This is a genomic window from Mesorhizobium sp. L-2-11, from assembly GCF_016756595.1.
Classification (GTDB): Bacteria; Pseudomonadota; Alphaproteobacteria; order Rhizobiales; family Rhizobiaceae; genus Mesorhizobium.
The window spans coordinates 407,974-432,439 of sequence record NZ_AP023257.1 but is presented as its reverse complement, the minus strand read 5'-3'; the positions used below and the strand labels follow the sequence as shown (position 1 = coordinate 432,439).

Genomic DNA, 24,466 nt, shown 5'->3' with positions numbered 1-24,466 from the left:
TCAGGCAGTTTTTCTCGCCGGGCGGCGCCCAAGCGCATGATGGGAAAGCACCATGAACGGGGCGCCAGGTTCGGTTTCGACAAACAGGGTCACTGCGTCCACCGTCACCGGCCGTTGCAGGACCTGCGCAAACAGGCTGTCGATTGCTGCGCGAAGACGAGGGCTTTCCTGTGACGAGACACGGCCGGACAGCGTCATGTGGAATCGAAAGGTCTCGAAGACATAGGGGTAACCCCACTGGCAGAGATTGCGGAATTCAGCCGGCTTCAGCGAGTCAGGGCTGCGCCGTTCGATCTCAGCCTCGCTCAGCGGCGCGCGAAAACGGTCGAAGTCGCGCACAACGTCGTCGGCGAAGCGGTTGAGCGCCGGCAGCGGTCCTTCCGGCACCAGGGCGAAGAAGCCGTCGATCTGGCTGACGACCAGCCGCGGGATCGTCACCACCGGCGTCGTCTCGGCGAAATCGTCCAGTGCCGCGCGAAGCGCGGCTTCCGTTTCGTTCGAAGCCAGCCGGAAGGGCGCTTTCAGTGTCGCATGAAAGCCGTAGCGGCGTGCCGAAGCGGTGTGGAAGGCGACTTCCGCCGCCGACAGCTCGCCCACGGCCTCTACCGGCCGCGTGGCGGCGCCGAACGGGTCGCGGGCAAGCCAATTGGCGGCGATCCGCGCCAGCGGTTCGTCCTGCCGGGGGGTGAAATAGATAGCGTAGCGCATCGAGAGTCCTCGTCAACTCCCGCTGCCATAGGCGATTTGCATGACGAAATGACGAAGCTGATGATCGCTCCTGATAACAAACTTGTTCAGGCGGGTCATTAGCCGACGATTTTTCGCTTTGGGCCAGTTTGCCAACCCGGACGGGCGGCGCCTCAGGCCTTCATCAGCCATTCGTGCTCGGGCGCGTTGTGGAATTTCCACGTCCGCTTCGGCCCGGCCATGACGTTGAGGTAGTAGAGATCGTAGCCATGGCACGCGGCGCAAGGGTGATAACCCTTGGGCACGAGCACGACGTCGCCGTCCTCGATCGCCATCGCCTCGTCGACCGAACGAGCGCCATTCCGGTCGGCATCGGTGTAGACGCGCTGGAAAGCAAAGCCCTGCGGCGGATTGAGGCGGTGGTAATAGGTCTCCTCGAGATAGGATTCGGCCGGCAGATTGTCCTGGTCGTGCTTGTGCGGCGGATAGCTCGACGTGTGGCCGCCAGGCGTGATGACCTCGACCACCAGCAATGAATCGGCCGGCTTGCCTTCCGGCAGGATGTTGGTGACATAGCGCGTGTTGGTGCCCTTGCCGCGAACCTCCTGGCCGAGATCCTTCGGCGCAATGACCCGGACCGGCAGGCCGCCGCCAAGCCCCGGCGCCGAGCAGACCGCGAGTTCGAGATCGGTGTCGGCAGTCACCGACCAGTCAGAGCCCTGCGGCACATAGACCGACCACGGCTTGCCTTCGAAGGGCGACATCCGTTCGCCGAGCAGGCCAAGATCGTTGCTGCCGGCCGTGGCCTTGCCCTTGCCGGTGACGAACACCAGGCAGACTTCACGGCTCGCGGTTTGTCCGGAGACGGTCTCGCCGGGCCGCAATCGATGCAGATCGAAACCGACATAGGTCCAGCCGGCATTTTGCGGCGTCACATGGGCGACGCGGCCATGGCCCTTATCGGCTTTAACGAGCAGTTTCGACATCGCGATTCATTCCTTTGGTTCGGTGTCGGCCGAACCCTTGCTGCCGTCGGCCGGCTTGTAGAGATAGAAGAACTGCCAGACGGCATAGAAGGCGAAGCCGAGCGCGATCGTGCCCCAGAACGGCGCGCCGGTGGCAAACTCGACCACGGACCAGACCAGACAGACGGCGACGATGGCAACGCGCCGCCACAGAGGCCGGAAGAACGGATGCTCGGAGTCCTTCATCGGATCAGCCCGTCGCCCAAAATACTGCGTTCATGCATTGGGGAAGCCCTGCGTTTCAACCGTGTAGCCGACAGCCGTCATCACCCGCATCAATTCCTTGTAACCGACTTGCGCCATCCTGAGCGGCGGATTCTTCTTGGGATCCTGTTCGGCCTCGACCACGAACCAGCCTTCATAGCCATAGTTTGCCAGTCTTTCCACAATGGCACCAAAATCCAGCGAGCCATCTCCCGGCACCGTGAAGGCGCCGAGCGCCACGGCATCGAGGAAGGATTGCTTCTGGCGATCGAGTTTTTCGATCACCTCCATGCGCACGTCCTTCACATGGACATGATTGATGCGCCGGTGATGATTGTCGATGGCGCGCAGCACGTCACCGCCAGCAAAAGCCAGATGGCCGGCATCGAGCAGCAGTGGAATGCCTTCTCCAGAATGGCGCATGAAGGCATCGAGCTCCGGCTCGGTCTCGACGACCGCCGCCATATGATGGTGGTAGGAGAGCGGCATGCCTTGCTCGGCGCACCATTCGCCGAACTGCGTGAGGCGCCTCGCATAGGTCTTCATCTCGTCTTCCGAAAGCCTCGGCTTGGTGGCGAGCGGCTTTGAGCGGTCACCCTGGATGGAGCGGCCGACCTCGCCATAGACGATGCAGGGCGCGTCCACCGCCTTGAACAGATCGATCATCGGCTGGATGCGATCCTTATTCCTGGCCATGTCTTCGTCGACCAGTGTGCCGGAGAACCAGCCGCCGCAGAGCGTCACGTCGGCCTCCTTCAGGATCGGCAGCATGATTCTCGGATCACTGGGAAAACGGCGGCCCATTTCCATGCCGGTGAAGCCCGCCGAGCGCGATTGCGCCAGGCATTCCTCCAGCGACACGTCATCGCTGAGTTCCGCAAGATCGTCGTTCCACCATGCAATGGGGGACATGCCCAGTTTGGCTTTCACGTCGTCACTCCAATGTCAGATCGTTCAATTTTCATTCGCCGACATCAATCACCAACACTCTGCGTCCGCCGCTTTTCTTCATAGGCTTTGCGTGCGGCGTTGACCTGCGGCCGTGAAGAAACTTCCGGCACGGCGACATCCCACCAATGGCCGCCGACATCGGTCGACACCAGCGGGTCGGTGTCGATGACCAGTACCGTCGTCTTGCTATTGTCTTTCGCCTTTGCCAGCGCCGTTTCCAACCCGGCGATCGACGAAACCTTCTCGGCGATGGCGCCGAGGCTTGCCGCATGCGCGGCGAAGTCGATGTCGGGCAAAATCTCGTGGCGGGCGTCCTTCAGCAGATTGTTGAAGTTGGCGCCGCCGGTTGCCATCTGCAGCCTATTGATGCAGCCATAGCCTCTGTTGTCGAGCAGCACGATGATCAGCTTGAGGCCGAGCATGACCGAGGTTGCGATCTCGGAATTGAGCATCAGATAGGAACCGTCGCCGATCATGACGACGACCTCTTCGTCGGGCTTGGCCATCTTGACGCCAAGCCCGCCAGCGATCTCGTAGCCCATGGTCGAGAAGCCGTATTCGGCGTGGTAGGAGCCGGGCGCGCCCGCCTGCCAGAGCTTGTGCAACTCGCCGGGCAGGCCACCGGCAGCATGAAGCAATATCACGTCGGAGCCCATGGCGCGCTGCACGGCGCCGATCACCTGCGCGTCGGACGGGTAGGCGGCATTGGTCGAGGCCGTCACCTTGCCGGCTTCGGCCTGCCATTCTTTCTTGCCCCTGGCCGCATTGTCGGTCCACGCGGCCGGCGCCTGCCAGCCGTCCAGCGCCGCGCCGAGCTCGGCGAGCCCTTCCGCAGCATCGGCGACCAGCGGCAGCGCCTGGTGCTTGCCCGCATCGAAAGGCTGGACGTTCAGCCCGATGATGGTCTTGCCGGAATTCTTGAACAGCGCCCACGAGCCGGTGGTGAAATCCTGCAGCCTGGTGCCGACGGCGAGCACGACGTCGGCTTCTTCTGCCAGCCGGTTGGCCGCCGAAGTGCCGGTGACGCCGACCGCCGCCATGTTGAGCGGATGATCGTCCGGCAGCGAGGATTTGCCGCCCTGCGTCTCGCAGACCGGGATGCCGGCGCCTTGCACCAGCTTCGCCAGTTCACTGGTCGCCTGCGAATAGAGCACGCCGCCGCCGGCGATCACCAAGGGCTTCTTCGCGTCCTTCAGTGCTGCCACCGCGGTCGCGAGCTCCTGGCGGTCCGGACGCGGCCGGCGCTGATGCCAGACCCGTTCGGCAAAGAAGCTCTCAGGGTAATCAAAGGCCTCGGCCTGCACGTCCTGGCAGAGCGCCAAGGTCACTGGTCCGCATTCGGCCGGATCGGTCAGCACCTGCATGGCACGGTTGAGCGCCGGGATGATCTGCTCGGGCCGGGTGATGCGGTCGAAATAGCGCGACACGGCCTTAAAGCAGTCGTTGACCGTCGTCGTACCGTCGGAAAAGTCCTCGGCCTGCTGCAGCACGGGATCGGGGATACGATTGGCGAAGACGTCGCCGGGGAGAAACAGGACGGGCAACCGGTTTACATGCGCAAGTGCCGCCGCCGTCACCATGTTGAGCGCGCCGGGGCCGATCGAGCTGGTTGCCGCCATGAACCGGCGTCGGAAATTGGCCTTGGCATAGGCGATCGCCGCATGCGCCATCGCCTGTTCGTTGTGGGCGCGGAAGGTCGGCAATTCGTCGCGCACCTGATAAAGCGCCTCGCCGATGCCGGCGACATTGCCATGGCCGAATATCGCCCAGACGCCGCCGAAGATCGGCATTTTTGTGCCGTCGATCTCGGTCATTTGGCAGCCGAGAAAGCGGGTCAGCGCCTGCGCCATCGTCAGGCGGACTGTCTTGGTCATGTTGTTTTCCTCCGCAGTGCTTATGCCGCGCCTTGTTATGCTGCTTTGCGGCCGCGCGCGGCAAGCCACGCCTCGGTCAGTTTTTCGAAGCGCGACGCCATGTCGGCCACTGCCTCGTCGTCCGACATCTTGCCGGAAAGCCATTGTTCGGCCGCGTTGATGAAGATGGTGCGGCCGACGGCGAAGCCCTTGACGATGGGTGCCTTGGCGGTGGCGGCAAAGGCCGCTTCCAGTTCGTCCTGTGGCGCTTCGAGGCCGAGCAGCACAACGCCGCGGCACCACGGATCGTTCTTCAGGATAACCGCTTCGATCTTTGCCCAGGCCCCGGCCGAGGCCTGCGGTTCAAGCTTCCACCAGTCGGGCTTGATATCGAGCGCATAGAGTTCCTCCAGCGCCCGCGGGATGGTGGTATCGTCGAGCGTACCGTGCTTGCCGGCGATGATCTCGATGAGAAGTTCCCTGCCTACTTTCCGCGCGGCCTCGAACAGGCTTTTGAGCTTCTGCTGCTGCTCGGTCTTCAGCGCCTCCGGGTCGTCGGGGTGGTAGAAGCACAGGCATTTGATGCAATGGTCGACCGGCCACTCGATCAGTTGCGAGCCGATATCCTGCGAGAATTCGAAACGAAGCGGCCGCGATCCCGGCAGTTCGACCGGCCGGCCAAGCCAGGCGAAAGGATGGCGGGCGAATTCGAACATCGCCTCGCGGCCGTATTTTTCGTCGAGCAGCATGCCGTAACCGGCACGGCCGGCGGCAACCTTTGCCGCCGCCTTGACCGTCAGCACCTTGAAATCATGGATGCGCGACGGGTCGGCGCCGGCTTTCGCGGCGACATCATCCAGCTGGATGCGATGATCGCAGGCCAGCGCCATCAGCGAGGGAATATCGCGCCGGCGCGTCGTCGCCCAATGGATATGATTGATCGCCTCGTCCTTGCGCAGCGCCAGATGCTTGCTGCCGTTCTTCAGGAAGAACTGCAATTCCTCGAAGGTCGGGTATTCCGGCGCGCAGAGCAGCCGTGACACGGCGAAGGCGCCGCAGGCATTGGCCCAGGTCGCCGCCGTCTCCAGGCTTTCGCCGCCGAGCCAGCCGCGCAGGAACCCGGACATGAAGGCATCGCCGGCGCCGAGCACATTGTAGACCTCGATCGGAAAGCCCCTGCCGACAATGCCGTCCTCGAGGTCGTCGCTGATCGGCCCGTCATAGACGATGCAGCCCATGGCGCCGCGCTTCAAGACGATGGTGGCCTTGGACAGCGAGCGGATCGTCTTCAACGCGCTGAGGCAATCGTCGGTGCCGGAGGCGATCATGATCTCTTCTTCGGTGCCGACGATCAGGTCGCAATCAGGCAGTACCGACTTCAGCTGGGCGGAGACCCGGTCGGATTTCACGTAGCGTTCGAAGCCTTCGGCATGGCCGGCAAGACCCCAGAGATTGGGGCGGTAGTCGATGTCGAACACCACCTTGCCGCCCTTGGCCTTGATAGTGCGGATCGCCTTGCGCTGCGCGGCGTCGCTGTTGGGCCGCGAAAAATGCGTTCCGGTAACGACGATGGCGCGTGCCGAAGCGATGAACGCTTCGTCGATATCGTCTTCCGAAAGCGCCATGTCAGCGCAGTCGGAGCGGTAGAAGATCATCGGCGAGACGCCTTCGTCCTCGACCGACAGCAGCACCAGCGCGGTCAGCCGGTCCGGGTCCGTCCTGAGGCCAGCGACGGAGACGCCCTCGCGTGTCAGCTGCTCGCGGATGAAGCGACCCATCTGCTCGTTGCCGACGCGGGTGAGCAGAGCCGAGCGCAGACCGAGCCTCGCCGTACCGACCGAAATGTTGGCCGGACAGCCGCCGACCGACTTGGCAAAGGAGGTGATGTCCTCCAGGCGCGAGCCGATCTGCTGGCCGTAGAGATCGACCGAGGCGCGGCCGATGGTGATAACGTCGAGCGGCGCATGTTTCGCGTCCACAGCTTCGCTCATTCGAACCTCCCATCAGCCTTGTTGTCTTGGTAACACATTGTTTTGGGTAACACGCACGAGCGGCACCGTGGCCGGCAATATGAAATAATAATTCCAATCGTTAGTCAATATGGAACGTGCGTTCCTTTGCCGAAAAGGTGCCTGTCAGGCCCTGCGCTTGCCGGCGGTGTCACGCCGCTTTTCGCCAACCGCAACGGTCAGCGCCATGGCCAGCGCCATCGTCGCTGACAGCGAGCGGAAGCCGGCGAAATCGGCCTCGGCGACCTCGAACCAGACTTTGGCGAACTGGGCGAGCGGGGAAAAGGAACTGTCGGTGATCGCCACGATCGGAACGCCTTGCTCCGAGATGAGGCGCGCCTCCTCGATGCTCGCTGGAGCATAAGGCGAGAAACTGATGGCGATGACGGCATCCCTGGGCGAGGCAAAGCTGATCATCTCGGCGTTGAGGCCGGCAGCCGATTCGATCAGCTGGTTGCGGATCTTGAGCTTGCCCAGCGCATAAGCGATGTAGGAGGCGACCGGATAGGAGCGGCGCTTGGCCAGCACATAAATGGTCTCCGCCTTCGCCAGCAAGGCGATTGCAGCTTCGAAATGGTCTTCGTTCAACCTGCCTGAAATATCGTTGAGCGAGGTGCTCGCCGCGGCGACGAAGCCGTCGAAAATTGCTCGGTGACCGGCGCCTTCCTCGGCCTTGGCGCGCAATGCCGCCAGCCTTTCATCATAGGACGAATTGCGCTCGCGCAGGCGTTCGCGAAACACCAGCTGCAGGCTGGTGAAGCCGTCGAAGCCGAGCTGCTGGGCGAAACGGATCAAGGTCGAAGGCTGGACGCCGGCGGAGGCGGCGATGCTGGCGGCGGTGCCGAAGGCAATATCGTCGGGATTGTCGAGCGCATAGGCGGCGATCTGCGCGATGCGCTTGGGCAGGCTCTGGCGCCGTTCCAGGATCGTCGTACGCAGCGTCTCGAAATCGCGGGGCACCCGTTCGTCCATAGTCGCTCCGCCCAGGTTCATCAGTCGATGCCGTGTGATGCCCCATCATAGCGAGCCTGTGCAAGAAGACCATAAAAAATGAGCCATGCGTTCCATTTCTGGCAAAAATGGACTAATTCATCCACACAACCTTTCTGGCAGCGGAGACAAGGAAATGGTCGGAGTCGGTCTTATCGGCACGGGGTTCATGGGCAAGTGCCACGCCATCGCCTGGAACGCGGTCGGCACCGTCTTTCCCGACGTGGCCAAGCCAAGGCTGGTCCATCTTGGCGAGGTCGATGACGACCTCGCCAAGCGCCGGGCGACCGAGTTCGGCTTCGCCAAGGGCTCCGGCGACTGGCGCGCCATCGTCGACGATCCGGACGTCGATATCGTATCGCTGACCACGCCGAACCAGTTCCACCCGGAAATGGCCGTCGCCATCCTCGAAGCCGGCAAGCATCTGTGGTGCGAAAAGCCGATGGCGCCGAGCTTTGCCGAGGCGCAGGCCATGGCGGCGGCGGCCAAGAAATCTGGCAGGGTGGCGGCGCTCGGCTACAACTATATTCAGAATCCGGCGATCCGCCATATCGGTGCCCTGCTCGACGAGAAGATCATCGGCGACGTCAATCATCTGCGCATCGAGATGGACGAGGATTTCATGGCCGACCCGGAGGCGCTGTTCTTCTGGAAACACGAGGCGGCGTCCGGTTACGGCGCGCTCGACGATTTCGCCGTGCATCCGCTGTCGCTGCTCTCTGTGCTGTTCGGCCGCGTCGCTCGCGTCATGTGCGACATGACAAAACCCTATTCCGATCGCCGCGTCGCATCGGGCGGGCGTCGCGCGGTCGAGACCTACGACATCGCCAGCGTGCTGATGCATCTCGAAAACGGCATTGCCGGTACTCTCCTAGTCAACCGTTCGGCCTGGGGCCGCAAGGGCCGGATCGCCATTCAGATCTTCGGCTCGAAGGGCTCGATCCTGTACGACCAGGAGCGGATGAACGAGTTCCAGCTCTACCTGACATCCGACCGTCCGACCGAGCAAGGCTTTCGCACCATCCTGGTGGCGCCGCACCACAAGCCCTACGACGCCTTCCTGCCGGCGCCCGGCCACGGTCTCGGCTTCAACGACCTCAAGATCATCGAATGCCGCGAGCTTTTGATCCGGCTGGCCGGCAAGCCGGCGCGCATCATCGATTTCGACGAAGGCCTTGAGATCGAGCGCACCGTGCATGCGATGGCGCGTTCCTTCGAGGAGCAGCGCTGGGTGGATGTGAGGTGACGCCGGCGTTGGCTCCCCTTCTCCCCCTGTGGGAGAAGGTGGCCGAGCGAAGCTCGGTCGGATGAGGGGTGTTGGCCGGATCGCTGCCTTGAAGTCATAAGAGCTTAAAATCATTCGACATTTTAAACGCAGTGTTCCGTTCAGCACCCCTCATCCGTCTCGGCGCTACGCGCCGATCCACCTTCTCCCACAAGGGGAGAAGGGGGCAACGCGCCAGCTGTCTCAGGCGGCTCCCGGACGGCTGGCGATCAGGGCGCGTCGCGCTGACCGGCGTTGCTCGACGGCGTCGGCAAGGCCGTGCAGCACCGTTTCGGTGGTTGTCCAGTCGATGCAGCCATCAGTGATGCTTTGGCCATAGGCGAGCGGCTTGCCAGGCATGACCTCCTGCCGGCCAGCGACGAGGTTGCTCTCGATCATGACGCCGATGATGCGTTTTTCGCCTGCCGCGACCTGGCCTGCGACGTCGGCCGCCACCATCGGCTGGTTCTCCGGCTTCTTGTTGCTGTTGGCGTGGCTGACGTCGATCATCAGCCGTGGTGCTATGCCGATCCGGCCGAGTTCCGCGCAGGCGGCAGCGATGCTCGCTGCGTCATAGTTCGGCACAATGCCGCCGCGCAGGATGACGTGGCAATCCTCGTTGCCGGTGGTCGTTGCGATTGCGCTGCGCCCGCCCTTTGTCACCGCCATGAAATGATGCGGCTGGGCGGCGGATTTCACCGCCTCGGCGGCGATCCGCAAATTGCCGTCGGTGCCGTTCTTGAAGCCGACCGGGCAGGACAGGCCGGATGCAAGTTCGCGATGAATCTGGCTTTCTGTCGTGCGCGCGCCGATCGCGCCCCAGGCGACGAGGTCGGCAATGTATTGCGGGGTTGCCATGTCGAGGAATTCGGTCGCCGCCGGAAGGCCAAGGTTGTTGACCGCGGAGAGCACGTTGCGAGCCATCCGCAGACCCTTGTCGATGTTGAAGCTGCCATCCAGGTCGGGATCGTTGATCAGGCCCTTCCAGCCAACCGTCGTGCGCGGCTTCTCGAAATACACGCGCATCACGATCTCCAGCCGGTCCGACAGGCTCTCGCGCAGCGCCACCAGCCGGCTGGCATAGTCGACGGCAGCGATCGGGTCGTGGATCGAACAGGGTCCGACGACGACGACCAGCCGATCGTCGGCGCCGGTCAGCACGGCGTGGATAGCGTTGCGTGACGCGGCAACGGTGCGCGTCGCCGTCAGCGTGCGCGGTATCTCCCGCATCACGTCGTCCGGCGTACTCAGCTCTCGGATTTCCTTGACCCGAAGATCATCTGTGGTGGTCAACACGGCTTTCTGCTCCTGGTTGGGAGACCTGCCGGCTGAAACAAAAAAGCCGCCAGGTCTGGCGGCTGTTCGGATGTTGTTGCTGCAATCTTCAGATCGAGCGCAATCCTCCCGCCGCCAGCGAGCTGCCGTAGCTAAAATACCAGAACGAGGCGGTCAGGTGGATCATGCCAGCCCTATAGCCGAAGCCGAGGCGCTTGTCACGTCTCTGATGAAGCTGCGTAGTAGCGCTGCGCAGGCAATCTGAGGGGTTAGAGGCCTGTTGTCCAGCCAATTCGGGATTCCCCACCTTCGTCATCCCAGGGCGAAGCAGGAGCGAAGCTCCGTCGCGAAGACCCTGGGATCCATGTCGTGGCCTTGGCCGAGGAGTGCAGCGGAGCAGAATTCTGCACCGGAGCAATGCTCTGAAATCGCGGCATGGATACTGCGCCGCGTCGCTTCGCTCCTTGCTCCGCCCCAGCATGACGAAGCGATGGGCGTTCCGCTAGGCTACTCGGCTGAACTTATTCCGGCGAGGACCCTGCAATGGTCTGGTCGTAGTCGACCAGCGAGCCGGTCATGACGCCCGACTGCGGGCTGATCATATAGCTGATCAGCCGGGCAAGCTGTGCCGGCTTCACCAACTGGCCCATCGGTTGCGCGGCCTCGGCCTTTTCCAGCCAGTCGTCTGGCGCGTCGTGCCATTTCTTCTGCACGATCGCCTCGCCCTCGGTGTCCATCCAGCCGGGCAGCACGGCGTTGCAGCGAATGCGATTGCCGCGATAGGCATTGGCGACATTCTTGGTTAGCGTCGCCAGTGCGCCCTTGCTCGACGAATAGGGCGCCAGGAATGACTGGCCGCAATGCGCCGACATCGACAGCACGTTGACGATCGAGCCGGGCGCCTTGCGGTCGAGCAGATGCGCCACCACACCCTGCATCAGGAAGAAGGGGCCGCGCACATTGGTCTGGAAGATCTGGTCAAAAAGATCCTCGGAGGTCTCGACCAGTGAGCCGCGGGCCGAGGTGGCGGCGGCGTTGACCAGCGCATTGACGGTGCCGAAATGAGCGATCGCGGTTTCGACGACCCGCTTGCAGTCGGCCACCACTGAGACGTCGGCGCTGATGAAGATGGCGTCGACGCCGTTTTTCGCAAGAGCGGCGACCGCCTTGTCGCCCTTCTCCCTGGAACGGCCGACCAGCGCCAGGGCGCGGCAGCCCTCGTCGGCCAGCGTCTCGGCGACGGCGAAGCCGATGCCTTGCGCGCCGCCGGTGACGATGGCGCGTGTCTCTGAATTGCGACCGGCGGAACCGTTCATCGCCTTGCTCCTGTGATTGATGTTGCTCAGTTGTCGAGGCGGACGGTCTTGCCTTCTCTGGCCGATTTCAGCGCCGCGTCCGCCAGCCTCAGCGCGACGAGCCCGTCTTTGCCGCTGGGCGCCGCCTTCTCGCCCGACGTCGCCGCCGCGATGAAGGCGGCGATCTCGTTGGCATAGGCGTCGAGGTAGCGGGTCATGAAGAAGTCGTGCAGCGGCGGGCGCGTATAGCCTTTCTCATTGGCCAGTTCGATCGACACCGGCCGCTGGTTCTCGGCCGCAACCATGCCTTTCGAGCCATGCACCTCGATCCGCTGGTCGTAGCCATAAGTGGCGCGCCGCGAATTGGAGATGACGCACTGCTTGCCGGAGGCGGTTTCGAGGATGACGCTGACGCTGTCGAAGTCGCCGGCCTCGCCGATCTTTTTGTCGACCAGCACCGAGGCATGGGCGCTGACCGCCACCGGCTCCTCGCCGAGCAGGAAGCGCGCCATATCGAAATCATGGATGGTCATGTCGCGGAAGATGCCGCCCGAGCGGCCGATATAGTCGAGCGGCGGCGGGCCGGGATCGCGCGACGTGATGGTCACCATCTCGACGGTGCCGATGGCGCCGTCGTCGATCGCCTTGCGCACGGCGGCGAAATGCGGATCGAAGCGGCGGTTGAAGCCGACCATCAAAGTGGCGCCGGCCTTGTCGACCACGGCCAGGCATTCTTCCACTCGGCCGGCGTCGAGATCGATCGGCTTCTCGCAGAAGATCGCCTTGCCTGCCTTGGCGAACCGCTCGATCAGATCGGCATGGGTGTCGGTCGGCGTGCAGATGATGACCGCGTCGATATCCCCGGCTTTTTCGATGGCCTCGATGCTGCGTACTTCCGCGCCGTAGGCCGACGCCAGATCGGTCGCCGCCTTCTCGAATGCATCGGCAACTGCCACCAGCCTGGCCTGTGGATTGGAGCCGACGGCACGGGCGTGGACCTTGCCGATGCGGCCGGCACCGAGAAGAGCGAAGCGGAGAGGCATGGGAATTTCCTTTGAGGATTGTTTGAAATGGTAGTGCGTCTTTACTGCACCGTTGAGGGCGAGGCGCAGTAGATTTTATTATCGCGGCTGATCGGCGACGGGCCGATGACCCGCCGCGCATCCGCCCTAAGCTGCAAGTTCCGCCTCCCCGGTCTTGGCGCCGGTGATGTATGAGACGATGTCGTTGCCGTCGGTGTCCTGCTTGCGCAAATTGGCGACGATGCGGCCGCGCCGGAAGACGACGATGCGGTCGCAAAGATCGAACACCTGGCGCATGTTGTGACTGATCAGGATCAGCGGCTCGCCATTGGCCTTCAGCGTGCGGATGATGTTTTCGACCTGCGTCGTCTCCTGCACACCAAGTGCTGCCGTCGGCTCATCCATGATGATGAGCTTGGACGCGAAAGTCGCGGTTCTGGCGATTGCCACGCACTGGCGCTGGCCGCCCGACATGTGGCGGATGGTGTTGGAAAGATTGGGAATCTTCACGGCCGTGCGGATCAACGCTGCCTCGGTCGCCTTGCGCATGAACTTGCGATCGAGGATCGAGAAAGGCCCGAGATTGAACAGCACCTTTTCGCGGCCGAGAAACAGGTTCGACGGCACGTCGAGATCGTCGGCGAGCGCCAGGTTCTGGAACACCGTCTCGATGCCCGCCTCGCGCGCCGCGATCGGGCCGGCGAAGTTGACTTCCTTGCCGTCGAACCAGATCTTGCCGCTGGTGCGCTGCTCGACGGCGGTGATCTGGCGCACGAAGGTCGATTTGCCGGCGCCGTTGTCGCCCATGATGGCGACATGCTCGCCCTTGCGCAGTTCGAAATTCGCGCCTTCGAGCGCATGCACGCCGCCATAGTATTTGGTCAGGTTTTCGGTCTTCAGGACGATGTCTGACATGGTCAAGCCCTCATTGCCCGCAGGCGTTGGCGCCACTGGTCGAGTACGACTGCGCCGATGATGATCACGCCCTTGACCATCTCCTGGTAATAGGCGTCGAGGCGCAGGAAGGTGAAGCCGGAGATGATGACGCCGAAGATCAGCGCACCGATCACCGTGCCGACGATCGAGCCGCGGCCGCCCGACAGCGAGACGCCGCCGATGACCGCCATGGCGATCGCGTCCAGTTCGTACATCACGCCCATGCCGGCCTGAGCAGTGAGGTTCTTGGAGCTCAGCACCACGGCCGCCAGCGAAGCGAGGACGCCGGCAATGACGAAGACGAGGACCTTGTGGCCCTTGATATTTATGCCGGACATACGCGCGGCGTCCTCGTTGGAGCCGATGGCATAACAGTGCTTGCCGTACCTGGTGTATGACAGGATCAGCTGGAACAGAATCGCCAGCGATATGAAGATGATGACCGGCATCAGCCCCTTGCCGATGGCGGCGAAACTTTCGGTGGGAAACGAGATCGGCTGCCCTTTTGACCACCATTTGGCGACGCCGCGTGCGGTGACCATCATGCCGAGCGTGGCGATGAACGGCGGAATGCGGGTATAGGCGACCAGCGTGCCGTTGATCAGGCCCGCCAGCAGGCCGCAGCCGATCGCGACGAGCACCGGCACGATCACCGGCAGGTCGGTCCAGCCCTGCTCGATGAACATCGCCTTGGGGTTCGGGTTGCCGTTGACCGTCGCCACCTGGGCGAAGCTCATGGCGATCATCGCCGTGGCGCCGACGACCGAACCGGAGGAAAGGTCGATGCCGCCGGAAATGATGACCTGCGTCACGCCGATGGCGATGATGCCGACGATCGACACCTGCAGGATGATGATCTGCAGGCGCGCTTCGTTGAAGATCGTATCGACATTTGCGCGGGTGTTGAACAGGAAGCTGTCGCCAAGAAAGACCCGGCCGATCAGCTCAAAGGCGCCGACGAGGATGATGAGCGCCAGGAAAACGTTGAATTCGGCAGGCCATGTCCGCTTTTTCGCATCATAGCTCAGTCCGCCGACGCCATGGGTTGTCTGTGTCAACTCTTGCTTCCTCCATCAGCCGCAGTCGCCCTCTCGCCGGCTGTCCGCGGCGATGAGGGAAAAAGGGAGCGGCGCTGTTTTTTTGTTCTTAAAACATCGGATTCCAAAACCGGTCCGATGCACTGCCGCGCCGCTCCTATCGAAAACGCTCCTCTGCCTCAGTTCTTCTGCAGGAACTTGTCCATGTTTGCCGGCGTGACCAGCTGGAACGGGATGTAGACCTTCTGCTCGACTGCCTCGCCCTTGGAAAGCTTGAGCGCCGCGTCCAGCGCCCCGGCGCCTTGGCCGGCCGCGTCCTGGAACACGGTCACGTCGAGATCGCCCGCCTGCATCGCGGCAAGCGCGTCCTGGGTGGCGTCCACGCCACCGACGACAACCGACTTCATGTCGATGTTGGCAGCCTTCATGGCCTGGATCGCACCGATGGCGCTTTCGTCATTGTTGGCGATCACGCCATCGAATGGCGCGCCGGTCGAAAGCCAGTTGGTCATCAGGTTCTGTGCTTCCTCGCGTTTCCAGTTCGACGTCTGCTTGTCGATGATCTTGATGAAGCTGCATTCGGGAGTGGCGATCACATCCTCGATGTCCTTGGTGCGCTGCACCGCGGCCTGGTTCGACAGTTCGCCCATGATCACGTAGACATTGGCCTCGGTCTTGCCGGCTTCCTTGAACAGGCGGCAGACTTCCTGGGTCTCGAGAGTGCCTGACTCAACCTCGTTCGAGGCAACGAAAGCCTGGTTGTCCGGCAGCGTGTCGACATTGACCGGCTCGCGGTTGACATAGACCAGCGGAACGTTGGCCGCAGCCGCGGCATCCGACATCGCCTGGGTGGCCGAGGTGTCGACTGGATTGACGATAATCGCATCGACACCCGAGGCGACGAAGTTCTTGATCTGGTCGAGCTGCTTGGCCACGTCGTTCTGCGCGTCCTCGACCTGCAGTTCCACGCCTTCCATGCCTTTGGCCTGCTCGATCATGCCGTTGCGCAGCACGGTGAGAAAATTGTCGTCGAACAGCGCCATCGAGACGCCGATTTTGGCAGCGAGGGCGGACGAGCTCATCAGCGCCAGGAATGCGGCGCCCAACAGCAGTTTTTTCATTCTATTTCTCCTCCACAGAATTGGTGTCCGGCTGCACCGATCTACCCGGAATCCCCGATCTCCCAGGGAATCTCTCCCGATTGCTTCTCCGTTTCCGATGGCGATTTCCGCGTTGGCTGGAACGCCAAGTCCTCCGTTGAAACAGATGTTCCGGAACGAAAGAACCAAAATACCTAGTTAGTGAAATATTTATTCCATTCTACGGGCGGACGTCAAGGAGATTCCGAAAGCGGCTGCCATATTTTTCGGACAACGCGGCTGAGGGTCGGCAAATCTTTTGCAAGAAACTATCAGGCTGATGGTTCACATCATTGCCGACGCCCCGATCTAATCAGGATGTTGGCTGAGCCCAGATGTTCTGCCCGAACCTAGATGTTTTCCGGCAGATAGATGTCGAACGGCAGGAAGGTCTGGCCCGGCGCATTGGCAGCGCCTGCCTCGATGGCATGCGCCATCAGCCCGACAAGCTCGCGGCATAGTGCTGCCAGCGGCGTCGAAATCACCATGGTCAGGATGTTGTCGGCGAGCGCCGCGCGCGATTCGGCGTTGATCTCGTTGCAGACGACCACCGGCATGTTTGCCGGCCTGGCCGCCCGCAGCGCGGAAACGGCGCCTTCCATGCCGCCGCCAGCGACGTAGCAGCCGGCCAGATCCGGGTACCGCGCCAGAAGATCGATCATTGCATCATGGGTCACCTGGTTGGCTTCCAGGTTGACCAGCGTCTCCATCACCGTGAATTCCGGCGCATGCTCGCGGAAAAACGATCTGAAGCCGATCTCGCGCAGCTCATGGCCATGGAAGCGATGGCTGCCGACGAAAAGGGCGACCTTGCCGGGCTTCCTCGCCGCTCTGGCGATCATCCAGGCCGCGGTGCGGCCGACCTTGCGGTTGTCGAGGCCGACATAGCCCTCGCGGATGCCGGCTGCAAAGTCGGATAGCAGGGAGAAGACGGGTTGGCCCCTCGCCTTCAGGGTCTCGACGGCTGCCGTCAGCGTTGGATGGTCCGGACCGACAACGGCGACTGCCCTGGATTTCGCCGCCAGCTTGCGCATCTGGGCGGCGATCTCGTCGGGGGCCAGCGAACTGGCGAAATCGATGGTTGCGACGCCGCGGAAGCGCTGCGATTGCGAAACAGCCAGTTCGATCTCGCGGGCGAAATCGCTGTAGAAAACATCATTGCCCCTCAGCAGCAGAAAGCCGAGCCGGTATTCCGGCAGTTCCTGGCGCATCCGCTGCTTGATCAGCCCGGCGGCGTGATAGCCGATGCTGGTGGCGGCCTCATAGACGCGTCGCGCGGTTTCCTCGCGCACCGGCAGGCGATTGTTCAGCACCCGATCGACGGTGGCGACGCTGACCCCCGAAATACGCGCCAGATCGGTGATAGTTGGCCGTTTTGCCATACGCTTCCTGCCTGATTGCCCGCATAGGCTATACATCATTCTGATGGGAAATGATAGAAACTTTCTTCGTGATGTTGAGCCTATCACGGCTTGGCGTTATTTTAGGGCATAAGCACCTGTGGCAGAGGCGCCGTTCCGACGGATGCCGACGGAGGCAGCCTCAATGGAAGCGACACTATCTGCAATGCCGTCCCGGCGAGACTACAGCCTGCTCGGCCGCGACGCGAAACGCGCCGTCGAGACCGGGCTGGCGGCGGCCGAATGGTATCATACCGACGTGCCCCGCAAGCAGATGAAGGAGCTGATGCAGCGCTCCGACGGGCCGGCGATGCGCGACACCATCCTCTGGCTCTCCGCCCTGATCCTGAGCGGCGCCGGCGGCGCCTGGTTCTGGGGCACATGGTGGTGCGTGCCGTTCTTCTTCGTCTATGGCGTGCTCTACGGCTCTTCCACCGATTCACGCTGGCACGAATGCGGCCACGGCACCGCCTTCAGGACGCAGTGGATGAATGATGTGGTCTATCAGATCGCCTGCTTCATGATCATGCGCAACCCGGTGACCTGGCGCTGGAGCCATACGCGGCATCACACTGACACGATCATCGTCGGCCGCGATCCGGAGATCGCGGTGATGCGCCCGCCAGACCTGTTGCGCGTCGTGCTCAATTTCTTCGGCATTGTCGATGCCTGGCATGCCATGAGCGACATGGTGCGCAATGCGGCCGGGATTATCAGCCCGGCGGAAAAGACCTTCATTCCCGAGCAGGAGCAGCCAAAGGCGATCCGCATTGCCCGCATCTGGACCGCGATCTATGCCGCGACCATCGCGCTGGCGCTCTACAGCGGCTCGTTCCTGCCCTTGATGCTGGTCGGTCTGCCCAGGCTTTACGGCGCCTGGCATCACGTCATGACCGGCCTGCTGCAGCATGGCGGCCTTGCCGAAAATGTCATCGACCATCGCCTCAACAGCCGCACGGTCTACATGAACCCGATCAGCCGCTTCATCTACTGGAACATGAACTATCATGTCGAGCATCACATGTTCCCGATGGTGCCATATCACGCGCTGCCGAGGCTGCATGAGCTGATCAAGCACGATCTGCCGGCGCCGACGCCATCGATCCTGGCCGGCTATCGCGAGATGGTGCCTGCCTTCCTGCGCCAGCTGCGCAATGAAGACTATTTCCTCAAGCGCGAACTGCCGCCGACTGCCAAGCCTTATCGCGACGAATTCCACAACGTTAATGCTGCCGTCGCGACAGCAGCCGAATGATATGCGCCCGTGCCGGGCACGTTGACCAAGCATAATTCTGCCGGGAGGACCAATGAGCGACTGGGTCGAGGCCTGTGGTGCCGATGACATCGACGAGGAGGACGTGATGCGGTTCGACCATGACGGCCGCACCTTCGCCATCTATCGCAGTCCAGACGACGAATATTTCGCGACGGACGGCCTTTGCACGCATGAGAAGGTGCATCTGGCCGACGGGCTGGTGATGGACGACATCATCGAATGCCCGAAGCACAATGGCCGCTTCAACTACAAGACCGGTGCAGCCAGGGGCGCACCGGTCTGCGTCAATCTCCGGACCTATCCGGTCAAGCTCGACGCCGGCAAAATCCTCATTCGGATCGGCTGACGGTGATGGCGAAAGGAATGCTCATCATCGGCGCCGGCGAATGCGGCGGGCGGGCTGCTTTGGCGCTGCGCGATCTCGGCCATGATGGCCCGGTGACGCTGGTCGGCGACGAGCCGCATCTGCCTTACGAGCGGCCGCCGCTGTCGAAGGACGCGATGACCGGTGATGCGCCGGTGATCAAGGCGATCGCCAGCGATGCGATCCTGACCGAGAGATCGATCCGGCATATCCATTCGGTTCAGGCGGTGGCGATCGACCGCGCTGCGCGTGTCGTACGCCTGTCGGACGGCTCGATCCTGCCTTACGACAAGCTGTTGCTGGCAACTGGATCGGTGCCGCGCAGACTGCCAATACCGGGCCTCGGGCCGCGTTGTGCTTATCTCCGGACCTTCAGCGACGCGCTGGCCATTCGCGCTCATCTCCGCCCCGCAAACCGCATCGCCATCGTTGGCGGCGGCTTCATCGGTCTTGAGCTCGCCGCCGCGGCACGCAGACTGGGCGCAGTGGTCACCGTCATCGAGGCGCAGCCGCGCATCCTGATGCGCGGCGTGCCGGCCGAGATCGCCAAAATTATCCACGAGGCGCATGAAGCCGAAGGCGTCAAAATCCTGTGCGGCGATGCCATCGCGGCGATCGCGGACGACGGCGCCGAAGTGCGCATCGCGCTTGCCGGCGGGCAGGACATCGTCGCCGACCTGGCGGTGATCGGCATCGGCGCTTTGCCGGTGACCGGACTTGCCGCGGAAGCGGGGCTGACGATCGACAACGGCATAGCCGTCGATGCCGAGCTTCGCACCAGCGATCGGGACATCTTTGCCGCCGGCGATTGCTGCTCGTTTCCGCTTGCCGTCTATGGCGGCCGGCGCGTTCGGCTGGAGGCCTGGCGCAACGCGCAGGAGCACGGCGCGCTTGCGGCCAGCAACATGCTTGGCGCCGGCGAGGCCCACGCGGCGGTGCCCTGGTTCTGGTCGGATCAGTACGGCCTGACGTTGCAGATCGCTGGGCTGTCGGACGAGGGCAGCAAGATCGTGCGCCGCGATCTCGACGACGGCGCCTTGATCCTGTTTCATCTAGCCGAAGACGGCAGGCTGGTTGCGGCGAGCGGCATTGGTCCAGGCAATTCGGTCGCCCGCGACATCAGGCTGGCCGAGATGCTGATCGCCAGGCGCGCAAAACCGGCGCCTGAGGCGCTCGGTTCGCAAACGGTCAAGCTGAAGTCGTTGCTGGCGGCATGAGCTGAAGGCGCGGCTGTCGTGGAGATCCAGTGACGGCGGTGCTTTCAACCTGTCAGCTATCGCCCTCGTAAAAGATGGCCTCGATGTCGCGGGCGCCATGCAAGATTCGCTCGATGCGTATGGCAGAGCCTTCAACAGTGTAGAAAATCACATAACGCTGGAAGGCAACGGAGCGCAGACCGGACCACAGGGCAGGGCGGGGAACGCCGCCGTGCGGTGCGTCGACAATCCGGCGACAGCGCGCCCTGAGAGCCGTTACAAAGCGCATCGCGGCTGCGGGGTTTTCAGCGTGAATATAGTCGCCAATTTCCTCAATGTCCTGCGCGGCAGCAGGGGCGAATAGAACCGCCATTATTTGCGGGTTCCGTCGCTGTACTTGGCTTCCAACCTGTCAAAAATCTCGTCGGCTGGAATGCCGGGGCCGCTCTCAATACCGGCTCGGATATCATCACGAAGCGCGGCAAGCTTGGCTTTCCGCTGCGCCTCGCGTTCCTCGAGCAGGCGCAAGCTATCGCGCAGAACTTCGCTGGCGCTGGCATAGCGGCCGCTCCCCACCAGTTCGCGCACCAGCGTCTCATAGCGAGCGCCAATATTGTAACTTGAAGGCATAGGTCAGACCCTTTCGATTATCGGATCTTATCAATTTTTGATAAATTCACCAAGCCAAATCTGCCGGTTGGCATGGGTACCATACCCAGTTTCTCGGCGACGGATTGCAAGTGGCAATGCATCACAGCCGCGGGCGGAGCGGCGCGAACTCGGAAAGGCTCGTAGCGTTTCTAAAACAGCGCCTTCAGCTCCGGCAATTTGTCGTTGACCAGCCAGCCATAGTAGTTTTCCTCGGGCAGCTTCTCCGGTTCGCCCGCGGCGCGGCGCCTGTCGTTTTCGGCCTTCAGCGCATGCGCGCGCTGTTGCGGATTGCCGACATTGTAGAGCGTCGATGTGATGCCGGGATTGCCCGATATGTCGAAGCCGGCAATGCTCTGATAGGCATCGATCGATTTCCGGATCGTTGCCGCGACATAATCCAAGGTCAGGTCCGGATCCATGATGGTCTTGTAGACCGCGTTCGGGTCGCCAACGTCGAGCTTTGGCAGGCCGGACACCTGGTGCACGAGATCGCTCATCTGCAAGGCGGTCAGCGGATTGAGCTGGCCCAGGCCAAAAGTCTGGCCGGCATAAAAGGGCTGGAAGAAAGTCGCGCCGAAGCGGTCGTCGGGGAAACTCTCACCGCCGACAGTCTTGCCGCGAAAGGAAAGGTTCCACACCTGCTCGCGACATTCCCAGAGCTCGTAACTATCCGATTTGCCGACGCATTCCCGGAATTGCGGCCGTTGCACGAAATCGGTGATGTCCTCACCTTCATAGGCGAAGGACAGCTTGCTCGACAGATAGGAGATCGCCTTGACGTAGTAGGTCTGCAGCCGGTCGTAGGCGTCGACATTGTAGGTGTGCTCGCCGACGATGGCGCCGACGATATGCATAGGATCGATGCCATAGGTCGCTGCTGCCTGCTCGATCTTGCCGCGAAGACCGGCGTCGTGCTGCAGCAGCGCATAGATCTTGCGGTATTTCGCCTGGAAGGTGCTGTTGGTGGCCTGGGTGCGCCGGCTCGAGGCGCCCGGTATGTTGGGCTGCTCGACATGACTGTTGCCCGGCGGCACCATCGTCGCCGCTTCGGCGGCGAACATGGCTGTCGCAAGCGTCAGCCCGAGAGTGACGAGGATCGTTTTTGTCATGCGCCGCCGCCTGCAACTGCGCATGACCCCGGAATGACTTTCGGGGGTCTTGCGCAGAACCAACTGTTAAAGCGCCCTTTGCACGTCCAACGGATGCGCGGCGCTGATGTTGCCGGCAAACTAGGTAAAGCTGCAAGGAGAGTCGAGAGCTCCCTGGCCCGGCAAGACAAAATCTGGCCGGATGCTTCCATTTGGCCACACGTCTCAGAACCTGCCGGCTCGCCGGCCTTGAAGGGTGGATCGCCTGCTACAGGATGAATCGCGACAGATCCGTGTTTCTCGACAGGTCGCCGACATGCTTCTCCACATAGGCGGCGTCGACTGTCACCGACGTGCCGTGGCGGTCCGGCGCGTCATAGGAGATCTCGTCCAGCACCCGCTCCATCACCGTCTGCAGCCGCCTGGCGCCGATGTTCTCGACGCTGGCGTTGAGATCGACGGCGATGCCGGCCAGTGAATCGATGGCGTCGTCGGTGAAGACGAGATCGACGCCCTCGGTCTTCATCAGCGCGATGTACTGCTTGATCAGGCTGGCCTCGGTCTCGGTCAGGATGCGGACGAAATCGTCCTTCTCCAGCGCACGCAGCTCGACGCGGATCGGCAGACGGCCCTGCAATTCCGGCAGCAGATCGGATGGCTTGGCAACGTGGAACGCGCCCGATGCGATGAACAGGATGTGATCCGTCTTCACCGGTCCGTATTTGGTCGCGACCGTGGTGCCTTCGACAAGCGGCAGCAGGTCGCGCTGCACGCCTTCGCGGGAAACACCGGCGCCCATGCCGCCTTCGCGCGAGGCGATCTTGTCGATCTCGTCGAGGAAGACAATGCCGTCGTTCTCGGTCGATTCGAGCGCCCTGCGCACCACCTCATCCTGGTCGAGCAGCTTGTCGGATTCGTCGCCGACCAGCACCGCGTAGGATTCCTTCACCGTCGTCTTGCGCGTCTTGGTCTTCTGGCCGCCCATCGCTTTCGTCAGCATGTCGTTGATGTTCAACACGCCGATATTGGCGCCCGGCATGCCGGGGATCTCGAAGCCCGGCATGCCGCCGGTGCCGGTGTCGCTCACTTCGATCTCGATCTCCTTGTCGTCGAGCTCGCCGTCACGCAGCTTCTTGCGGAAACTGTCGCGCGTCGCCGGGCTCGCCGTCTTGCCGACGAGCGCTTCCAGAACGCGTTCCTCGGCATTGATATGGGCGCGCGCCTTGACATCCTCGCGCATCTTCTCGCGCACCAGGCCGATGGCGATCTCGACCAGGTCGCGGATGATCTGCTCGACGTCGCGGCCGACATAGCCGACCTCGGTGAACTTGGTCGCCTCGACCTTGACGAACGGCGCACCGGCAAGGCGTGCCAGGCGGCGCGAGATCTCGGTCTTGCCAACGCCGGTCGGGCCGATCATCAGGATGTTCTTCGGCATTACCTCTTCGCGCATCTGGCCTTCGAGCTGCTGGCGGCGCCAGCGGTTGCGCAAGGCGATGGCCACGGCGCGCTTGGCGTCCTTCTGGCCGATGATGAAGCGATCGAGTTCCGAAACGATTTCGCGGGGCGAGAATGTGGTCATATCGCTAAATTCCACTTTGCCACTGCCGGATGGACTCGAACGGATGCAGCAGCATGATCACGTTGAGTGTCAGATTGTCCCTGATGATGTAGCCGACACCGAATTCGAATATCAGGGCGAGGGTCACGATCACCCATATAGGAAGCCTGCGCGCCATCACAAATCCCAGCACCATCGCCAGCGTGTCGGCCACCGAATTGATGATGCTGTCGCCGTAGTAATCCAGGGAAATTGTGCCGGCGCGGTAGCGCTCGATGATCAACGGGCTGTTCTCGAGAAGCTCCCAGCCGCCCTCGATGACGACGGCAAATGCCAGCCTGAGCCCGATCGGCGAGCGCGGGAACAGAGCCCACGCCAGCGCATAGAACAGAAAGCCGTGGATGATGTGCGAGAATGTGTACCAGTCGGAAATATGCTGGGAATTCTCCGAGCTCTGCACGATGCCGTGCCACAGCTTGACATAGCCGCATTCGCAGATCGGCGTTCGGCCCATGCCGTAAAGGGCTCCAGCCTGGAATATGATCAGGCCGAGGACGAGCAGAAGTCCCATCCGCCAGCTGTCTTCATAGGCCGAGACGGTCTTGTCGGCGCCGCTTGTGCTCATGCTGTTACTGCCCCTCTTCGGCGTCGCCCTATCCGGCGTCACCCTCTTTGACATCGCCCTCTTCGGCGTCAATTGCCATCAGCACGGCGTCGCCATATTCCGATTGCCTGCGATCGATAGCTCTGAATCCGGCCTTTTGATAGGCGCGGATCGCTCGTCCGTTGGATGGATCCGGGTCGATGATGACACGCGGTGCCCCTTCTTCGAACAGCTGTTCCACGAACTGCCGGACAATTGCCGAGCCGTGGCCGCGTCCGACAAGCTCGGGCCTGCCGATCGACAGATCGATGCCGAGCGTGCCGAACGGCTGGTCGCTGTAGGGGTGGCCGTCCTCCAGATGCGGGTCGTAGCTCTGCATGTAGCCGATCGGCTCGCCGTCGAGCTCGATGATCAGCGGTTCGACGGAAATGCTGTCGATGTGTTCACGGATCTGGGCGATCTCCGTCTCGGGATCGTCCCACCACTCGGCGACATGCGGCTCGGCCAGCCATGCCGCGATCATCGGCAGGTCCGCCTCCGTCACCGGTCGAAAATCATATCTATTTTTTTGGTTGGCCATGATCTCCTGCAAACCGAAGGTCGGCGAAGCAAAAACCGGTTCCCACTTTTCGGGATGAT

The 24,466-nt window shown here is 62.4% G+C and carries 24 protein-coding genes; 4 read left to right on the top strand and 20 right to left on the bottom strand.

Features of this window, described 5'->3' with window-relative positions; genetic code table 11:
* The 7 genes from JG739_RS01990 to JG739_RS01960 all read right to left on the bottom strand — a co-directional run bounded on the left by JG739_RS01990 (position 1) and on the right by JG739_RS01960 (position 7,701).
* Positions 1–708 (bottom strand): DUF1045 domain-containing protein, encoded by a 708-nt coding sequence (locus JG739_RS01990; protein ID WP_202365017.1) that lies wholly within the window; start codon positions 706–708, stop codon positions 1–3.
* A 152-nt stretch (positions 709–860) separates the two neighbouring features.
* On the bottom strand, positions 861–1,673 hold the full coding sequence (gene iolB / locus JG739_RS01985; protein ID WP_202365016.1) for a 5-deoxy-glucuronate isomerase: 813 nt from the start codon (positions 1,671–1,673) through the stop codon (positions 861–863).
* 6 nt (positions 1,674–1,679) lie between these two features.
* Positions 1,680–1,898 carry a DUF3329 domain-containing protein gene (locus JG739_RS01980; protein ID WP_202365015.1) on the bottom strand — a complete coding sequence of 73 codons (219 nt, stop codon included), beginning with the start codon at positions 1,896–1,898 and terminating at the stop codon, positions 1,680–1,682.
* Positions 1,899–1,928: 30 nt separating this feature from the next.
* A complete protein-coding gene (iolE, locus tag JG739_RS01975) occupies positions 1,929–2,846 on the bottom strand; it encodes a myo-inosose-2 dehydratase (RefSeq protein ID WP_202365014.1) in 918 nt (305 codons plus the stop codon).
* 44 nt (positions 2,847–2,890) lie between these two features.
* Positions 2,891–4,741: a 3D-(3,5/4)-trihydroxycyclohexane-1,2-dione acylhydrolase (decyclizing) gene (gene iolD, locus JG739_RS01970; RefSeq protein ID WP_202365013.1), complete on the bottom strand. Its 1,851-nt coding sequence runs from the start codon at positions 4,739–4,741 to the stop codon at positions 2,891–2,893.
* Between the two features lie 35 nt (positions 4,742–4,776).
* A complete protein-coding gene (locus JG739_RS01965; RefSeq protein WP_202365012.1) occupies positions 4,777–6,711 on the bottom strand; it encodes a bifunctional 5-dehydro-2-deoxygluconokinase/5-dehydro-2-deoxyphosphogluconate aldolase in 1,935 nt (644 codons plus the stop codon).
* Positions 6,712–6,855: 144 nt separating this feature from the next.
* Positions 6,856–7,701, bottom strand: a complete 846-nt coding sequence (locus JG739_RS01960) for a MurR/RpiR family transcriptional regulator (RefSeq protein ID WP_202365011.1) — start codon at positions 7,699–7,701, stop codon at positions 6,856–6,858.
* Between the two features lie 154 nt (positions 7,702–7,855).
* On the opposite strand from JG739_RS01960, the gene JG739_RS01955 reads away from it, so the two are divergent.
* The gene (locus JG739_RS01955; protein WP_202365010.1) at positions 7,856–8,965 is read left to right on the top strand and encodes a Gfo/Idh/MocA family protein; all 1,110 of its coding nucleotides are present in this window, start codon (positions 7,856–7,858) and stop codon (positions 8,963–8,965) included.
* A gap of 222 nt (positions 8,966–9,187) precedes the next feature.
* Here the strand turns inward: JG739_RS01955 and JG739_RS01950 are convergent, their stop codons facing one another.
* The 7 genes from JG739_RS01950 to JG739_RS01920 all read right to left on the bottom strand — a co-directional run bounded on the left by JG739_RS01950 (position 9,188) and on the right by JG739_RS01920 (position 17,069).
* Positions 9,188–10,279 (bottom strand): 3-deoxy-7-phosphoheptulonate synthase, encoded by a 1,092-nt coding sequence (locus tag JG739_RS01950; protein WP_202365009.1) that lies wholly within the window; start codon positions 10,277–10,279, stop codon positions 9,188–9,190.
* A 500-nt stretch (positions 10,280–10,779) separates the two neighbouring features.
* On the bottom strand, positions 10,780–11,574 hold the full coding sequence (locus JG739_RS01945; protein WP_202365008.1) for an SDR family oxidoreductase: 795 nt from the start codon (positions 11,572–11,574) through the stop codon (positions 10,780–10,782).
* A gap of 26 nt (positions 11,575–11,600) precedes the next feature.
* Positions 11,601–12,596, bottom strand: coding sequence for an inositol 2-dehydrogenase (gene iolG / locus JG739_RS01940; RefSeq protein WP_202365007.1), 996 nt, complete (start codon positions 12,594–12,596; stop codon positions 11,601–11,603).
* Positions 12,597–12,722: 126 nt separating this feature from the next.
* Positions 12,723–13,490 carry an ATP-binding cassette domain-containing protein gene (locus JG739_RS01935; protein ID WP_202365006.1) on the bottom strand — a complete coding sequence of 256 codons (768 nt, stop codon included), beginning with the start codon at positions 13,488–13,490 and terminating at the stop codon, positions 12,723–12,725.
* 2 nt (positions 13,491–13,492) lie between these two features.
* Entirely contained in the window at positions 13,493–14,569 is a 1,077-nt protein-coding gene (locus tag JG739_RS01930) for an ABC transporter permease (RefSeq protein ID WP_202365005.1), read from the bottom strand.
* Between the two features lie 158 nt (positions 14,570–14,727).
* Positions 14,728–15,669 (bottom strand): sugar ABC transporter substrate-binding protein, encoded by a 942-nt coding sequence (locus tag JG739_RS01925; protein ID WP_202365004.1) that lies wholly within the window; start codon positions 15,667–15,669, stop codon positions 14,728–14,730.
* A 368-nt stretch (positions 15,670–16,037) separates the two neighbouring features.
* On the bottom strand, positions 16,038–17,069 hold the full coding sequence (locus JG739_RS01920; RefSeq protein ID WP_202365003.1) for a LacI family DNA-binding transcriptional regulator: 1,032 nt from the start codon (positions 17,067–17,069) through the stop codon (positions 16,038–16,040).
* A gap of 163 nt (positions 17,070–17,232) precedes the next feature.
* Here JG739_RS01920 and JG739_RS01915 point away from each other — a divergent pair, with 163 nt between their 5' ends.
* The 3 genes from JG739_RS01915 to JG739_RS01905 are packed head-to-tail and all read left to right on the top strand — an operon-like array spanning position 17,233 to position 19,944.
* A complete protein-coding gene (locus JG739_RS01915; protein WP_202365002.1) occupies positions 17,233–18,342 on the top strand; it encodes a fatty acid desaturase family protein in 1,110 nt (369 codons plus the stop codon).
* A gap of 52 nt (positions 18,343–18,394) precedes the next feature.
* Positions 18,395–18,709: a MocE family 2Fe-2S type ferredoxin gene (locus JG739_RS01910; protein ID WP_202365001.1), complete on the top strand. Its 315-nt coding sequence runs from the start codon at positions 18,395–18,397 to the stop codon at positions 18,707–18,709.
* A gap of 5 nt (positions 18,710–18,714) precedes the next feature.
* On the top strand, positions 18,715–19,944 hold the full coding sequence (locus tag JG739_RS01905; RefSeq protein ID WP_202365000.1) for an NAD(P)/FAD-dependent oxidoreductase: 1,230 nt from the start codon (positions 18,715–18,717) through the stop codon (positions 19,942–19,944).
* A 52-nt stretch (positions 19,945–19,996) separates the two neighbouring features.
* Here JG739_RS01905 and JG739_RS01900 read toward each other — a convergent pair whose 3' ends face one another.
* The 6 genes from JG739_RS01900 to JG739_RS01875 all read right to left on the bottom strand — a co-directional run bounded on the left by JG739_RS01900 (position 19,997) and on the right by JG739_RS01875 (position 24,407).
* Positions 19,997–20,296, bottom strand: a complete 300-nt coding sequence (locus tag JG739_RS01900) for a type II toxin-antitoxin system RelE/ParE family toxin (RefSeq protein WP_202364999.1) — start codon at positions 20,294–20,296, stop codon at positions 19,997–19,999.
* Positions 20,296–20,553: a type II toxin-antitoxin system ParD family antitoxin gene (locus JG739_RS01895; RefSeq protein ID WP_202364998.1), complete on the bottom strand. Its 258-nt coding sequence runs from the start codon at positions 20,551–20,553 to the stop codon at positions 20,296–20,298. The genes JG739_RS01900 and JG739_RS01895 overlap by 1 nt, the downstream gene beginning before the upstream one ends.
* A gap of 170 nt (positions 20,554–20,723) precedes the next feature.
* Complete coding sequence (locus JG739_RS01890) at positions 20,724–21,683, bottom strand: DUF1402 family protein (protein ID WP_202364997.1); 960 nt, start codon at positions 21,681–21,683, stop codon at positions 20,724–20,726.
* Positions 21,684–21,930: 247 nt separating this feature from the next.
* A complete protein-coding gene (gene hslU, locus JG739_RS01885) occupies positions 21,931–23,244 on the bottom strand; it encodes an ATP-dependent protease ATPase subunit HslU (protein WP_202364996.1) in 1,314 nt (437 codons plus the stop codon).
* A 4-nt stretch (positions 23,245–23,248) separates the two neighbouring features.
* Positions 23,249–23,848 carry a DUF2585 domain-containing protein gene (locus JG739_RS01880; protein ID WP_202364995.1) on the bottom strand — a complete coding sequence of 200 codons (600 nt, stop codon included), beginning with the start codon at positions 23,846–23,848 and terminating at the stop codon, positions 23,249–23,251.
* Between the two features lie 28 nt (positions 23,849–23,876).
* Positions 23,877–24,407 (bottom strand): GNAT family N-acetyltransferase, encoded by a 531-nt coding sequence (locus tag JG739_RS01875; protein ID WP_202364994.1) that lies wholly within the window; start codon positions 24,405–24,407, stop codon positions 23,877–23,879.
* Positions 24,408–24,466 lie beyond the last annotated feature (59 nt).

Excerpts from the sequence above, each read along its gene's own strand:
- JG739_RS01990 (WP_202365017.1), bottom strand. The coding sequence starts at position 708 with ATGCGCTACGCTATCTATTTCACCCCCCGGCAGGACGAACCGCTGGCG.
- iolB (WP_202365016.1), bottom strand. The coding sequence starts at position 1,673 with ATGTCGAAACTGCTCGTTAAAGCCGATAAGGGCCATGGCCGCGTCGCC.
- JG739_RS01980 (WP_202365015.1), bottom strand. The coding sequence starts at position 1,898 with ATGAAGGACTCCGAGCATCCGTTCTTCCGGCCTCTGTGGCGGCGCGTT.
- iolD (WP_202365013.1), bottom strand. The coding sequence starts at position 4,741 with ATGACCAAGACAGTCCGCCTGACGATGGCGCAGGCGCTGACCCGCTTT.
- JG739_RS01965 (WP_202365012.1), bottom strand. The coding sequence starts at position 6,711 with ATGAGCGAAGCTGTGGACGCGAAACATGCGCCGCTCGACGTTATCACC.
- JG739_RS01960 (WP_202365011.1), bottom strand. The coding sequence starts at position 7,701 with ATGGACGAACGGGTGCCCCGCGATTTCGAGACGCTGCGTACGACGATC.
- JG739_RS01955 (WP_202365010.1), top strand. The coding sequence starts at position 7,856 with ATGGTCGGAGTCGGTCTTATCGGCACGGGGTTCATGGGCAAGTGCCAC.
- JG739_RS01945 (WP_202365008.1), bottom strand. The coding sequence starts at position 11,574 with ATGAACGGTTCCGCCGGTCGCAATTCAGAGACACGCGCCATCGTCACC.
- iolG (WP_202365007.1), bottom strand. The coding sequence starts at position 12,596 with ATGCCTCTCCGCTTCGCTCTTCTCGGTGCCGGCCGCATCGGCAAGGTC.
- JG739_RS01935 (WP_202365006.1), bottom strand. The coding sequence starts at position 13,490 with ATGTCAGACATCGTCCTGAAGACCGAAAACCTGACCAAATACTATGGC.
- JG739_RS01925 (WP_202365004.1), bottom strand. The coding sequence starts at position 15,669 with ATGAAAAAACTGCTGTTGGGCGCCGCATTCCTGGCGCTGATGAGCTCG.
- JG739_RS01920 (WP_202365003.1), bottom strand. The coding sequence starts at position 17,069 with ATGGCAAAACGGCCAACTATCACCGATCTGGCGCGTATTTCGGGGGTC.
- JG739_RS01915 (WP_202365002.1), top strand. The coding sequence starts at position 17,233 with ATGGAAGCGACACTATCTGCAATGCCGTCCCGGCGAGACTACAGCCTG.
- JG739_RS01910 (WP_202365001.1), top strand. The coding sequence starts at position 18,395 with ATGAGCGACTGGGTCGAGGCCTGTGGTGCCGATGACATCGACGAGGAG.
- JG739_RS01905 (WP_202365000.1), top strand. The coding sequence starts at position 18,715 with ATGGCGAAAGGAATGCTCATCATCGGCGCCGGCGAATGCGGCGGGCGG.
- JG739_RS01900 (WP_202364999.1), bottom strand. The coding sequence starts at position 20,296 with ATGGCGGTTCTATTCGCCCCTGCTGCCGCGCAGGACATTGAGGAAATT.
- JG739_RS01895 (WP_202364998.1), bottom strand. The coding sequence starts at position 20,553 with ATGCCTTCAAGTTACAATATTGGCGCTCGCTATGAGACGCTGGTGCGC.
- JG739_RS01890 (WP_202364997.1), bottom strand. The coding sequence starts at position 21,683 with ATGACAAAAACGATCCTCGTCACTCTCGGGCTGACGCTTGCGACAGCC.
- hslU (WP_202364996.1), bottom strand. The coding sequence starts at position 23,244 with ATGACCACATTCTCGCCCCGCGAAATCGTTTCGGAACTCGATCGCTTC.
- JG739_RS01880 (WP_202364995.1), bottom strand. The coding sequence starts at position 23,848 with ATGAGCACAAGCGGCGCCGACAAGACCGTCTCGGCCTATGAAGACAGC.
- JG739_RS01875 (WP_202364994.1), bottom strand. The coding sequence starts at position 24,407 with ATGGCCAACCAAAAAAATAGATATGATTTTCGACCGGTGACGGAGGCG.